This window comes from Agromyces badenianii, assembly GCF_003070885.1.
Classification (GTDB): Bacteria; Actinomycetota; Actinomycetes; order Actinomycetales; family Microbacteriaceae; genus Agromyces; species Agromyces badenianii.
Genome location: NZ_CP028913.1, coordinates 743,967 through 757,539 on the forward strand (window position 1 = coordinate 743,967; position 13,573 = coordinate 757,539).

General features: G+C 70.5%; 12 protein-coding genes. 11 read left to right on the plus strand and 1 reads right to left on the minus strand.

The genetic code is table 11. The annotated features are described in order from the left end of the window. Window positions 1-31 precede the first annotated feature (31 nt). Entirely contained in the window at window positions 32-1,711 is a 1,680-nt protein-coding gene (locus DCE93_RS03570; protein ID WP_108594672.1) for a dolichyl-phosphate-mannose--protein mannosyltransferase, read from the minus strand. 51 nt (window positions 1,712-1,762) lie between these two features. On the opposite strand from DCE93_RS03570, the gene rsmI reads away from it, so the two are divergent. The 11 genes from rsmI to DCE93_RS03625 all read left to right on the plus strand — a co-directional run bounded on the left by rsmI (window position 1,763) and on the right by DCE93_RS03625 (window position 13,569). Next, entirely contained in the window at window positions 1,763-2,587 is an 825-nt protein-coding gene (rsmI, locus tag DCE93_RS03575; protein ID WP_108594673.1) for a 16S rRNA (cytidine(1402)-2'-O)-methyltransferase, read from the plus strand. 119 nt (window positions 2,588-2,706) lie between these two features. After that, window positions 2,707-3,819: an NADP-dependent oxidoreductase gene (locus tag DCE93_RS03580; RefSeq protein ID WP_108594674.1), complete on the plus strand. Its 1,113-nt coding sequence runs from the start codon at window positions 2,707-2,709 to the stop codon at window positions 3,817-3,819. Between the two features lie 10 nt (window positions 3,820-3,829). Continuing rightward, on the plus strand, window positions 3,830-5,389 hold the full coding sequence (metG, locus tag DCE93_RS03585) for a methionine--tRNA ligase (RefSeq protein WP_108594675.1): 1,560 nt from the start codon (window positions 3,830-3,832) through the stop codon (window positions 5,387-5,389). Between the two features lie 22 nt (window positions 5,390-5,411). Next, the gene (locus DCE93_RS03590) at window positions 5,412-6,377 is read left to right on the plus strand and encodes a TatD family hydrolase (RefSeq protein ID WP_205647467.1); all 966 of its coding nucleotides are present in this window, start codon (window positions 5,412-5,414) and stop codon (window positions 6,375-6,377) included. Next, on the plus strand, window positions 6,374-7,246 hold the full coding sequence (rsmA, locus tag DCE93_RS03595) for a 16S rRNA (adenine(1518)-N(6)/adenine(1519)-N(6))-dimethyltransferase RsmA (protein WP_108594676.1): 873 nt from the start codon (window positions 6,374-6,376) through the stop codon (window positions 7,244-7,246). Before DCE93_RS03590 ends, rsmA begins: the two co-directional genes overlap by 4 nt. Window positions 7,247-7,266: 20 nt before the next feature. Next, window positions 7,267-7,836, plus strand: coding sequence for a DUF4287 domain-containing protein (locus tag DCE93_RS03600; protein ID WP_205647468.1), 570 nt, complete (start codon window positions 7,267-7,269; stop codon window positions 7,834-7,836). A gap of 9 nt (window positions 7,837-7,845) precedes the next feature. Beyond that, complete coding sequence (locus DCE93_RS03605; protein WP_108594678.1) at window positions 7,846-8,778, plus strand: 4-(cytidine 5'-diphospho)-2-C-methyl-D-erythritol kinase; 933 nt, start codon at window positions 7,846-7,848, stop codon at window positions 8,776-8,778. A gap of 26 nt (window positions 8,779-8,804) precedes the next feature. Beyond that, window positions 8,805-10,652 (plus strand): ABC-F family ATP-binding cassette domain-containing protein, encoded by a 1,848-nt coding sequence (locus tag DCE93_RS03610; protein WP_108594679.1) that lies wholly within the window; start codon window positions 8,805-8,807, stop codon window positions 10,650-10,652. 181 nt (window positions 10,653-10,833) lie between these two features. Continuing rightward, window positions 10,834-11,745 (plus strand): MetQ/NlpA family ABC transporter substrate-binding protein, encoded by a 912-nt coding sequence (locus tag DCE93_RS03615; RefSeq protein WP_108594680.1) that lies wholly within the window; start codon window positions 10,834-10,836, stop codon window positions 11,743-11,745. 136 nt (window positions 11,746-11,881) lie between these two features. Further along, the gene (locus DCE93_RS03620; RefSeq protein WP_108596568.1) at window positions 11,882-12,910 is read left to right on the plus strand and encodes a methionine ABC transporter ATP-binding protein; all 1,029 of its coding nucleotides are present in this window, start codon (window positions 11,882-11,884) and stop codon (window positions 12,908-12,910) included. Further along, window positions 12,910-13,569, plus strand: a complete 660-nt coding sequence (locus tag DCE93_RS03625) for a methionine ABC transporter permease (protein WP_108594681.1) — start codon at window positions 12,910-12,912, stop codon at window positions 13,567-13,569. The genes DCE93_RS03620 and DCE93_RS03625 overlap by 1 nt, the downstream gene beginning before the upstream one ends. Window positions 13,570-13,573: the final 4 nt, after the last annotated feature.

The following is a 13,573-nucleotide window of genomic DNA, read 5'->3' on the forward strand; positions in this document are numbered from 1 at the left end:
GCCGAAAGGCCGCCCGCCTGTTTCGGGCGCGCTAGCCCCAGCTCGGCAACCAGAAGTGGAGTTGCCGGAACGTCGGAGTGACCGGCACGCCCGACCAGATCGGGAAGAAGAAGGCCGAGACGAGCAGCACGAATCCGAGGAAGATGGCGACGACGGCGATGCCCCGCTCACGCCGCCACGTCGGATCGTCGCGCCGGCCGAGCACGAGGCCGACCACGAAGACGAGCGCGAGCACGGTGAACGGTTCGAAGGCGATCGAGTAGAACTGGAAGACCGTGCGGTTCAGGTACATGAGCCACGGCAGGTAGCCGGCCGCGAGCCCCATGAGGATCGCGCCGACCTGCCACTCGCGGTAGCGCACCAGCCGGTAGACGAGGTAGATGGATGCCGCGGCCGCCGCCCACCAGATGAGCGGGTTGCCCACCTCGATGATCGACGACCAGCAGGTGTCGGCGCCGCACCCGCCCGAGCCGTCGTCGCTCGCGGAGTAGTACATGTTCGTCGGGCGGATCATGAAGAGCCAGGTGAGCGGATTCGACTGCCACGGGTGGGGGTTGGCGACGCCCACGTGATAGCCGTAGGCCGCCTCGTGGTAGTGCCAGAGGTTCTGCAGGGCCAGCGGGATCCACGAGAACAGGCCGGTCGCGGCGTTGCCGGCCTCCTCGGCCCAGTGCCGGTAGTACCCGCCGTCGGTCACGAGCCAGCCCGTCCATGAGGCGAGGTAGACGACGGCGGCGACGGGCACGAGCAGCACGAAGGTGACCGGCCCCTGTTTCAGGAGCGCCGCGGTGAGCCAGAACGGCACGCCGGCGCGGCGACGGGCGACCGCATCGACGACGACGAGGTAGATGCCGAACGCGGCGAGGAACCAGAGTCCCGACCACTTCACCGCGCAGGCGGCGCCGAACGCGACACCGGCGGCGGCGACCCAGGGGCGCGCCCAGAGCGCCGGGCCGTAGTGCGGCTCGCGGCCCGCGGCGCGCGCCTCGCCGATCGCCGAGTCGAGCATTCGCCGCGTTCGCTCGCGATCGAGCAGCACGAACCAGAACCCGAGGAGGGCGAAGAGCATGAGCCAGTTGTCGAGCAGGGCGACGCGGGACATCACGATCGCGTTGCCGTCGACGGCGAACAGCAGGCCGGCGATGACCGCGAGGATCGTCGAGGCGAAGAGCCGGCGTGCGACGAGGGTCATCAGGAAGACCGCGATCGTGCCGGCGAGCGCCGTGGACGCGCGCCACCAGAACGCGTCGCCGGCGCCGAAGGCGGCCATGCCCAGCGAGATCATCCACTTGCCGAGCGGCGGGTGCACGACGTACGCGGGGGAGTCCTGGTAGATGCCCGTGTCGCCCTCGGCGAAGTCGGCGTCGGCGCCCTCGGGCCAGCTCGACTCGTAGCCGTTCTGCAGTAGCGTCCACGCGTCTTTCACGTAGTACGTCTCGTCGAAGACGATCGTGCTCGGATGACCCAGATTCCAGAACCGCAGCACCGCCGCGATGAGGGTGACGATGATCGGGCCGCCCCAGTACCAGAGCGCGCGTCGACGGGGGGTCGAGAGCACCCGCGCCCACCGGTCGTCGAGCCGGGTGCCCCGGCGCTCCTCGACGGGCGCGTGGGTTCGCTCATCGCTCGGCGCGTCGGTGCGCTCGTCGCGGGCGGATGCCCCGTCGGCGTGCTCCTCGCGCGTCTCGGCGGCGCCCGGCTCCACTCCCATGGGCCAACCCTAAACGAGTCGAGCCGACCGGCGGATGTCATGCTTGGGGCCATGATCATCCTCGCGGCGACGCCCATCGGCAACCTCGGCGACGCTTCAGCCCGGCTTCGAGACGCCCTCGAGACGGCCCCCGTCATCGCCTCGGAGGACACGAGGGTGACGCAGCGTCTGCTCGCGGGGCTCGGCATCGCCAATCGCCCGCGACTCATCGCGCTGCACGAGCACAACGAGCGGCAGAAGGCGGCCGAGCTCGTCGCTCTCGCCCGCGACGCCGACCTGCTCGTACTGAGCGACGCGGGAATGCCGACCGTCTCCGACCCGGGCTTTCCGCTCGTCGCCGCCGCGGCCGCCGCCGGGGTGCAGGTGACCGCGATCCCCGGCCCCTCTGCCGTGATCACCGCGCTCGCCGTCTCAGGGCTGCCGACGGATCGTTTCGCCTTCGAGGGGTTCCTGCCCCGCAAGCCGGGGGAGCGCAGTCGGCGACTCGCCGAGCTGGCCGGCGACCGCCGCACGCTGCTGTTCTTCGAGGCGCCGTCGCGGCTGGCGGCGAGCCTCTCGGCGCTCGCGGAGGCGTTCGGCGCCGACCGTCCGGCCGCGGTCTGCCGGGAACTCACGAAGCTCTACGAGGAGGTGCGCCGCGGTCCGCTCGGCGAACTCGCGACGTGGGCCGAGGGCGGGGTGCGTGGCGAGATCGTCATCGTCGTCGGTGGTGCGGCCGAACAGGAGGCGAACCCCGAGCGCGCGCTCGAACGGGTGCTCGAGCTCGCGGCATCCGGAACCCGGCTGAAGGAGGCCGCCGCCCTCGTCGCCGCCGAGAGCGGCCTCAGCACCCGCGACCTCTACGAGGCGGCACTGCAGGCTCGCAAGCGCGGCTGACGCGGGCACTCCGGCACCGGAGCGCAGACGCCCGGGAGTCGGTACGCCACCCGAACCCTGTCGGAATCCATGCCGCAGGCGGAGAATGGCACTGTCCCCCCGAGCGGTGGAGGTGCGAGATGTCTCACGACCCGTCTCACGACCTTGTTCATGCTGTTCGATTCGCCGAGTACGGCGGACCCGAGGTACTCGAGATCGTCGAGCTGCCGATGCCCGAACCGGGCGAGGGCGAGGTGCTCGTCGAGGTGTTCGCCACTGGGCTCAACCCCGTCGAGAGCGCGATCCGCCGCGGCGATCATCCCGAGCGGTGGCCGGTGAGCTTCCCCTCGCTGCAGGGCCGCGACCTGGCGGGCGTCGTCGTGGCGGCCGGCCCCGGTACCTCGGCGTTCGCGCGCGGCGACGAGGTCATGGGGTACGTCGACCGGGGCGCCCATGCCACCCACGTCGTGGTGCCCGAGCGGCAGCTGCTGCGCAAGCCGCCCGAGCTCACCTGGGAGGTGGCCGGTTCCCTCTATGTCGCGGGCACGACGGCGTGGACCGCGGTCGAAGGGCTCGCCCTCGGGCCGTCGGACACGATCATCGTCACCGCGGCAGCGGGCGGCGTCGGATGCCTCGCCGCCCAGTTCGCCCGGATGCGCGGGGCGACCGTGATCGGCACCAGCGCCGAGATGCGCTTCGACTTCCTCCGGCAGTTCGGCGTGCTGCCCGTGGTGTACGGTCCCGACCTCGCCGAACGGGTGCGGCCCGTCGCTCCCGGGCCGATCACGGCCTTCCTCGACTTCCTCGGCGGGCAGACCGACGAGGCGATCGCCCTCGGCGTTCCCCGATCGAGGATCCTCACGGTGCTCGACTGGGACGCCGTGGAGGCGCAGGAGGCGGTGAAGCTCTACGCCGGCGACGTCGTCGCCCTCAGCAGGGTGGCCGCCCTCGCCGCCGCTCGCCGCATCCGTCTCCCGATCGCCGACGTGTTCTCCCTCGACTCCGTCGCCGATGCGTATCGTGCCCTCGATCGCCGGGAGGCGCCGGGCAAGATCGTGCTCGGGCTGCGCATCGTCGGATATGCCGGCCAGCGCGTGCAGGAGCCGGCGTTCAAGGAGCAGGACGTGACGCTCGGCGTGCCCACGCCGCACGAGCACCTCGAGGTCGAGGAAGCGGTGCCGCCGGCCATCGGCGACGGGAGCGTACGTCGTCGCCGGCGTAACCGCGACATCGGCACATCCGCTCGCCCATAGGATTGGGGGCATGGCCGACGGCTCCTCGTTCTATATCACCACGCCCATTTTCTATGTGAATGACGTGCCCCACATCGGGCACGCCTACACGGAGGTGGCCGCCGACGTGCTCGCGCGCTGGCACCGCCAGGCGGGTGAAGACACGTGGATGCTCACGGGCACCGACGAGCACGGCCAGAAGATCCTGCGCACGGCGACCGCCAACGGCGTGACCCCGAAGGAGTGGGCCGACAAGCTCGTCGCCGAGGCATGGAAGCCCCTGCTCCAGACGGTCGACATCGCCAACGACGACTTCATCCGCACGACCGACGAGCGTCACGAACGTAATGTGCAGAAGTTCCTGCAGAAGCTCTACGACGACGGCCACATCTACACCGGTGAGTACGAGGGGTACTACTGCGTGGGCTGCGAGGAGTACAAGCAGGAGTCCGAGCTCGTGGCGGGCGCGGGGGAGTACGAGGGGCAGCTCGTCTGCGCGATCCACTCGAAGCCGGTCGAGCTGCTGCACGAGAAGAACTACTTCTTCCGCACCTCGGCGTTCGCCGATCGCCTGCTCGCCCTCTACGAGGAGCAGCCCGAGTTCGTGCAGCCAGAGTCGGCGCGCAACGAGGTGCTCGGCTGGGTTCGCTCTGGGCTCGCCGACCTCTCGATCTCGCGGTCGACGTTCGACTGGGGCGTCAAGGTGCCGTGGGACGAGACGCACGTCGTCTACGTCTGGTTCGACGCGCTGCTGAACTACATCACCGCGGTCGGGTACGGCCAAGACGAGGCGGAGTTCGCCCGCCGCTGGCCGGCTCAGCACGTCGTCGGCAAAGACATCCTCCGCTTCCACGCCGTGATCTGGCCGGCGATGCTGATGGCTGCGGGCCTCGAGGTTCCGCGCGGCGTGTTCGGCCACGGCTGGCTCCTCGTCGGCGGCGAGAAGATGTCGAAGTCCAAGCTCACCGGCATCGCCCCAGAGCAGATCACCGAGACGTTCGGCTCCGACGCGTTCCGGTACTATTTCCTTCGCGCCATCGCCTTCGGCCAAGACGGTTCCTTCTCGTGGGAGGACCTGGCGGCGCGCTACCAGGCCGAGCTCGCGAACGGCTTCGGCAACCTCGCCTCGCGCGTGGTCGCGATGATCACCCGGTACTGCGAGGGCGAGGTTCCCTCGGCGGGCACGCTGACGGCGGCCGACCTCGAGATCGCCGCGGTCGAGCGACGGGCGACGGATGCCTCGTGGGATGCCATCGGCCGTCTCGCGATCCACGACGCGATCGGCGCCGCCTGGGAACTCGTCGACGCGCTCAACGGCTACCTCACGATCGAGGAGCCGTGGACCCTCGCGAAGGACCCGGCGAAGCGCGACCGCCTCGAGACCGTGCTCGCCACGGCGTACCACGGGCTCGGCACGCTGGCCGTGCTGCTCTCGCCCGTGCTGCCGGTCGCGACGGCGAAGCTCTGGACCGCGCTCGGGGCCCCCGGCACCGTGCAGGAGCAGCGCATCGACCGTGCCGACGCCTGGACCCTCGGCACGCAGGTCGCGCCGCTCGAGGCGCTCTTCCCGCGCGTCGAGGTGGCCGAATGACGGTTCGCGAACCGAGGTCGGCGTGACGGCGGCGTCGCCCGATCACCTGCGCACGAGGTCCGACGGCGGCCGCGCCGCCGAGTATCCGCCGGCGCCCGAGCCGCTGCCGCTCGTCGTCTACGACAACCACACGCACCTCGAGATCGCCGACGGGGCGCTCCCGATCGACGTGCACGAGCACCTCGAGCGGGCGGCATCGGTCGGGGTCGCCGGGGCCGTGCAGGTCGGCACGGATGTCGCGACGAGCCGCTGGTCGGCCGAGGTCGCCGCTCGCGAGCCGAGACTCCTCGCCGCGGTCGCACTGCACCCGAACGAGGCGCCCGAGCTCGAGGCATCCGGCACCCTCGACGACGCGCTCGCGGTGATCGACGAACTCGCCGCCCAGCCGCGCGTGCGCGCGATCGGTGAGACCGGGCTCGACTTCTTCCGCACCGGGGAAGACGGCAGGAGCGCCCAGTTCCGGTCGTTCGAGGCGCACCTCGACATCGCGAAGCGGCACGGGCTGGCCCTGCAGATCCACGACCGCGACGCGCACGACGACGTCGTGGCGACGCTGCGCCGCGTCGGTGCGCCCGATCGCACGGTCTTCCACTGCTTCTCGGGGGGCGAGGAGCTCGCCCGGCTCGCGGCCGACGCGGGCTGGTACCTCTCCTTCGCCGGCAATGTCACGTTCAAGAACGCCGAGAATCTCCGTCAGGCGCTCAGGGTCGCCCCGCGCGAGCGGATCCTCGTCGAGACGGATGCCCCGTACCTCACGCCGGTGCCGCTCCGCGGACGCCCGAATGCGCCGTATCTCGTGCCGCACACCGTGCGATTCATGGCCGAGGCGCTCGGCACCGATCTGGACGGATTCTGCGAACAGCTTGCGGCCAACACCGAGCGCGTGTATGGCTCGTGGCATGATGAGCCCGTGGTGGGGCCAGCAGAAGCGAACGGGCGACGCAGCCGGGCAGTCGGCCGTGCGGCCGACGGGGGCGCAGAGGCGTGAACGCGCACCGGCATGAGGCCGAGGGCGTCGACGTCGCCCCGCGCCTGCTCGGCCCGGCCGAGATCCGCGATCTCGCCGAGCTGCTCGACGTCACGCCGACGAAGAAGCTCGGCCAGAACTTCGTGCACGACGGCAACACCGTGCGCCGCATCGTGCAGACCGCGGGCGTGCGACCCGGCGAGACGGTGCTCGAGATCGGTCCGGGCCTCGGGTCGTTGACGCTGGGCCTCCTCGAGGCCGGGGCATCCGTCGTCGCCGTCGAGATCGACAAGCGCCTCGCCGCCCAGCTGCCGCACACCGCCGACATCATGCAGCCGGGCACCTCGCTCACGGTCGTGACCGGCGACGCGATGCGCGTCACCGAGCTGCCCGGCATCCCGACCCGACTCGTCGCGAACCTCCCGTACAACATCTCGGTGCCCGTGCTCCTGCACCTGCTCGAGCACTTCGACTCGATGCAGTCGGGCATCGTGATGGTGCAGGCCGAGGTCGGCTACCGCCTCGCGGCAGAGCCCGGTTCGAAGGTCTACGGCGCCCCGAGCGTCAAGGCGGCCTGGTACGGCCGTTGGCGCACCGCGGGTCAGGTCTCCCGCATGGTGTTCTGGCCGGTGCCGAACGTCGACTCCGTGCTCGTCGGCTTTGAGCGAGGGGATGCCCCCGGCACCGAGGCCGAACGCGTCGCCACGTTCGCGCTCGTCGACGCGGCATTCCAGCAGCGGCGCAAGATGCTGCGTCAATCGCTGTCGACGGTGCTCGGCGGCGGCTCCGCGCGGGCCACGGCCGTGCTGGAGTCCGCCGGCGTCGATCCGCAGGCACGCGGCGAGCAGCTCACCGTCGCGGACTTCCTCCGCATCGCCCGCGCGGCCTGATCTCGCGCTAGCGTGGTGCCGTGGGGACGGACATGGGGAGCCGAGGGGTCGGGGCGCACGCCGACGGCGTCGGCGACGACGCCCTCGCGAGTGCGACGGGCCGATCGCGCGACGACTGGTTCGCGCTCCTCGATGCGGCCGGCGCGACCGGCTGGAAGCACCGGGCGACGGCCACCTGGCTCGTGGCCGAGCACGGCGTCGATCCGTGGTGGGCGCAGGCCGTCACCGTCGGGTACGAGCAGGCACGCGGCACCCGGCAGCCCGGCCAGCGTCAAGACGGCACGTTCGAGGTGAGCGTCAGCCGCACGGTCGCCGCCGAGGTCGAACCGGCATTGCGAGCGCTCGCCGAGGTCGTCACCGCTCGAACCGGGGTCGAACCCCTCGCCCTGAACCTCGCCGCGAAGCATCCGACCGCCAGGTTCCCGCTCGAGGGCGGCGAGTTCGTGCTCGCCTCGGCGACGGCGCGCGGGGCGGGCAAGACCTCGCTCAATCTCGTCCGCGGGCGGATGACGAGCGGCGACCGCCTGGCCGAGGCGAAGGCGACACTTCGGAGCTGGCTCGAATCGGTGGCCGTCGGGCCGGTCGGTTAGCGTGGACTCATGACGATCGCGGCGACCGACGAGGCAGTGCACGTTCGGGCGCCCGGCAAGATCAACCTCTTCATGCGTGTGGGCGCGGTTCAGCGCGACGGCTACCACGACGTGGCCACCGCGTACCAGGCCGTGTCGCTCTACGAAGACGTGCGGGCCTGGCCCGACGACGCGTTCAGCGTCTCGTTCGGCGGCAGCGTCGACACCTCGGGTCTGCCGACCGACCGTTCCAACCTCGCCATCAAGGCCGCGAAGCTCCTCGCGCGCACGGCCGGCGTGCCCGGCGGCGTGCACCTCGAGATCGACAAGCACGTGCCGATCGCGGGCGGCATGGGCGGCGGTTCGGCGGATGCCGCGGCCACCCTCGTCGCGTGCGACGCGCTGTGGGGCACGGCGCTCTCGAAAGAGGAGCTGCACGCCCTCGCGGCCAAGCTCGGCGCCGACGTGCCGTTCGCCCTCTCGGGCGGCACGGCGATCGGCACCGGCCGCGGCGACCGGCTGAGCCCCGCACTCGCGACCGGTTCGTTCCACTGGGTGCTCGCGGTCGCCGAGTTCGGCCTGTCGACACCGGCGGTCTACAACGAGCTCGATCGTCAGCGCGAGTCCCGGCTCGCCATCGTGGCCGACGACGCGCAACCCGTCGTCGACACGGCGGTGCTGCAGGCCCTGCGCGCCGGCGACCCGCGGCGGCTCGCCGCGGCGCTGCACAACGACCTGCAGGCCGCTGCGCTGAGCCTCGCGCCGGGGCTCGGCGGCATCCTCGAACTCGGCGAGGCGCACGGCGCGCTCGCCGGGCTCGTCTCGGGGTCTGGGCCGACCGTCGCCTTCCTCGTCGACGACACCGACTCCGCCCTCGAACTGCAGGTCGCCCTCTCCGCGGCCCGCCTGCACGCGGTGCACGTGCACGGGCCGGTGCACGGGGCCCGCATCATCTCGGGCTGAGCAACTGCAACTAGGCTCGTGAAGACATGGCACATCTTCTCGGCGCCGAGCGCCTGCACCTCGAATTCCCGACGCGCGTCGTCTTCGACGAGGTCACCCTCGGCATCGACGAGGGCGACCGCATCGGCGTCGTCGGCCGCAACGGCGACGGCAAGTCCACGCTCCTGAAGCTCCTCGACGGCCGCATGACCCCCGATGGCGGCCGGGTGACGCACCGCCGCGGCATCCGCATCGGCACGCTCGACCAGGCCGATGTCGTCGATCCCGGCAAGACGGTGGCGGAGTTCGTCGTCGGCGGCATCGAAGAGCACGTTTGGGCGGGCGACGCGAAGGTGCGCGATGTCATCGCCGGCCTCCTCGGCGACGTGCCGTGGCACGGGCAGATCGCGAACCTCTCGGGCGGGCAGCGCCGGCGCGTCGGGCTCGCATCGCTGCTCGTCGGCGACTGGGACGTCGTCCTCCTCGACGAGCCCACCAACCACCTCGACGTCGAGGGCATCGCCTGGCTCGCCGGGCACCTGAAGCGCCGGTGGCCGGCCGACTCCGGCGCGCTCGTCGTCGTGACCCACGACCGGTGGTTCCTCGACGAGGTGTGCACCGACACGTGGGAGGTGCACGACGGCATCGTCGAGCCCTTCGAGGGCGGCTACGCGGCCTACGTGCTGCAACGGGTCGAACGCGATCGCTCCGCCGCGGCATCCGAGGCGAAGCGCCAGAACCTCATGCGCAAGGAGCTCGCGTGGCTGCGCCGCGGCGCGCCGGCCCGCACCTCGAAGCCGAAGTTCCGCATCGACGCGGCGAACGAGCTCATCGCGAACGAGCCGCCGGTGCGCAACAAGGTCGAGCTCGACCGTCTCGCCGTCTCGAGGCTCGGCAAAGACGTCGTCGACCTGATCGACGTCACCGTCGAGTTCCCAGTGGCGGATGCCGCGGCCGGCGCCCCCGAGACGCGCACGGTGCTCCGTGACATCGAGTGGCGCATCGCCCCTGGTGAGCGCACCGGCATCCTCGGCGTCAACGGCGCCGGCAAGTCCACCCTGCTCGGGCTCGTGACCGGCGCGGTGCAGCCGACGAGCGGGCGGGTCAAGCGCGGCAAGACGGTGCGCATCGCCACCCTCAGCCAAGAGCTGAACGAACTCACCGAGTGGGCCGAGCAGCGGGTCTCGGCGGTCGTCGCCGAGCAGCGCACGAGCTATCAGGTCGGCGACAAGGAGATGACGCCCGGGCAGCTGCTCGAGCGGCTCGGTTTCACGACGGCGCAGCTGTCGACTCCCGTGAAGAACCTGTCGGGCGGGCAGAAGCGGCGCCTGCAGCTGCTCCTGATCCTGCTGCAGGAACCGAACGTGCTGATCCTCGACGAGCCGACGAACGACCTCGACACCGACATGCTCGCCGCGATCGAGGACCTGCTCGACTCGTGGCCGGGCACCCTCCTCGTCGTCTCGCACGACCGGTATCTCATCGAGCGCGTCACCGACCGCCAGTTCGCCATCCTCGACGGCCACCTGCGCGACCTCCCGCGGGGCGTCGAGCAGTATCTCGAGCTGCGCAGGGCGACGGATGCCGCTACGCCGACCTCTTCCGCGACCGGCGCGCCAGCTGCGCCCGCCGGGGCGAGCGCGCCCGTCGGCACCGGAGCGGCTCCACTCGCGGGAGCCGATCGTCGAGCCGCCGAGAAGGAGCTCGCCGCGATCGACCGCAAGCTCGAGAAGCTGTCGGCGCAGATCGCCGAGCAGCACGAGAAGCTCGCGCTCCACGACCAGGGCGACTATGTCGGGCTGGGGGCGCTCGGCGACGTACTGCGGGAGCTCGAGGCATCCGTCGCCGACCTCGAGACCCGCTGGCTCGAAGTTTCCGAGTCATTGGAGTCGTGACCTCGCAGAAGCTGTGACGCTCTGTGACCCAGTTGGCGAACAAGTAAAGAATCTTCGCCTAACGTGGTGATGCACCGCGATCGCGGCATCGAAGCCCCCACTGTCACCAACCGTGGCGGAGCCATGCCTGCTCCATCCATCAGCACTCGATCGCGTGCGCCGGAAGCGAAAGGGAATCCTCATGTCACAGCACTCGTCACGTCACACCAAGCTCATCGCCGCGCTCGCCGCAGTGCCGCTCATCTTCGGTCTCGCCGGGTGCGCCACGCCGGCCGCCGGTGAAGGCGGAGAGGCCTCGAACGAGGTCATCACGATCGGCGTCGTCGGCAAGGCCGACCCCCAGTGGACCGCCTTCGAGGAGGCCGCCGCTGACGAGGGCATCGAGATCGAGATCGTCGACTTCTCCGACTACGCGCAGCCGAACCCGGCGACGACGGAGGGCGAGCTCGACCTCAACCAGTTCCAGCACATCGTCTACCTCGCCGACTACAACGTCTCGAGCGGCGAAGACCTGACGCCGATCGGTGCGACCGCGATCTACCCGCTCGGCCTCTACTCGACGAAGTACGACTCGGTGAAGGACATTCCCGCCGGTGCGACCGTCGCCGTGCCGAACGACGCGTCGAACCAGGCGCGTGCGCTGCTCGTGCTGCAGTCGGCCGGCCTCATCGAGCTTTCGAGCGGCGGCACGATCTTCTCCGACCTCGCCGACATCGACGAGTCGGCGTCGAAGGTGAAGGTCACCGCGCTCGAGGCCTCGCTCACGCCGACCTCGCTGCCCGACCTCGCCGCTGCCGTCATCAACAACGACTTCGTCGAAGACGCGGGCCTCACCTTCGACGACGCGATCGCGAAAGACGACGCGAGCGACCCCAACGCCCTGCCGTACGTCAACATCTTCGCGACCCGCGCGGCCGACAAGGACAACGCGACCTACCTGAAGCTCGTCGAGATCTTCCAGACCGACCCCGAGGTGCAGGCAGGCCTCATCGAGTCGTCGGGCGGCACCGGCGTCGCGGTGCAGACCCCCGTCGCCGACCTCGAGAAGTCCCTCGCCAAGGTCGAGGCCGACACCAAGGCCGCCAAGGGCTGATCGCCCGGCCCTGCTCGGCGCGGCGCGATTCTGCGCGGCGTGCCCAGCGGTTCAGTGGATCGATCACCCGCCGCACGGGCGGCGAGCACCGATACCGGTGCTCGTCGCCCCGTTCGGCGTTGAAGAGGAGAAGAACATGGCGCTCGTCGCCCTGCGCAACGTCACCAAGACGTACCCGGCATCCGAGAAGGGCGGCGCGCCGGTCGTCGCGATCGACGGTGTGAGCCTCGAGGTGGAGCCCGGTGACGTCTACGGCATCATCGGCTACTCGGGGGCCGGCAAGTCCACGCTCGTGCGACTCGTGAACGCGCTCGAGCCCGCGACGTCGGGCTCGATCGAGGTCGACGGCCGCGAGATCACCACGATGCCCGAACGCGAACTGCGCGGCATCCGACTCGGCATCGGCATGATCTTCCAGCAGTTCAACCTCTTCAACTCGAAGACGGTGTGGGCCAACATCGCCTACCCGCTGACGGTCGCCGGGGCCACGAAGGCGGAGATCGCGGCGCGGGTCACCGAACTGCTCGAGTTCGTCGGCCTCGCCGACAAGGCGAAGAACTACCCCGACCAGCTCTCGGGCGGGCAGAAGCAGCGCGTCGGCATCGCCCGCGCGCTCGCCACCTCACCGCGGCTGTTGCTCGCCGACGAGGCCACGAGCGCACTCGACCCCGAGACCACGGGGGAGGTGCTCGAACTCCTGAAGCGCGTGAACCGCGAGTTCGGCGTGACGATCATCGTGATCACCCACGAGATGGACGTGATCCAGTCGATCGCGACGAAGGTCGCGGTCATGGACGGCGGCCGGGTCATCGAGCACGGCGACGTCTTCGACGTCTTCTCGAATCCGCAGAACCCGTCGTCGCAGCGCTTCGTCGCGACCGTCGTCAAGGGCATCCCGTCGCCGGCTGAGCTCGCGGTGCTGCGCGAGCGGCACGAGGGCCGCATCGTCACGATCTCGTTCCGCGACGGCGACGCATCGCAGGCCGCCGTCTTCGTGGCACTCGCGACCGCCGGCGTCGAGTTCGAGCTCGTCTACGGCGGCATCAACGACATCCAGGGCCGGGCCTTCGGTCACCTCACCCTCGCGATCAGGGGCGCGGATGCCGCGGTCGACACCGTGCTCGCCGAGATATCCGCCCGTGTCGACGTGACGGAGGTGTCGTGATGGATCGCCTCTTCGAACTCGGCAGCGAGTTCTGGGTCGCCGCAGCCGAGACCCTCTACATGGTGGGGCTCACTCTCGTCTTCGGCGGCATCGCCGGACTCCTCCTCGGCACGGTGCTCTACACGACGCGGCCCGGCAGCCTGCTGTCGAATCGCGCGGTGTTCAACGTCGTGAACGTCGTCATCAACTTCTTCCGGCCGATTCCGTTCATCATCTTCATCGCCGCGGTGCAACCGCTCTCGCGGATCGTGATCGGCACCGGCATCGGCAACGACGCCCTCGTGTTCGCGCTCTCGATCGCGGCGTCCTTCGCGATCGCCCGCATCGTCGAGCAGAACCTGCTCACGGTCACCCCGGGCGTCATCGAGGCGGCCCGCGCGATGGGGGCCGGCCCCTTCCGCATCCTGCGCACCGTCGTGCTGCCCGAGGCGCTCGGGCCGCTCATCCTCGGCTACACCTTCGTGCTCGTCGCGATCATCGACATGACGGCCGTCGCCGGCCTCATCGGCGGCGGCGGACTCGGCAACTTCGCCCAGGTCTACGGCTACCGCCAGTTCGAGCCGGTGATCACGTGGGCGGCCGTCATCCTGATCGTCGTGTTCGTGCAGTGCGCGCAGTTCCTCGGCAACTGGCTCGCCCGCAAGGTCATGCGGCGGTAGTCGC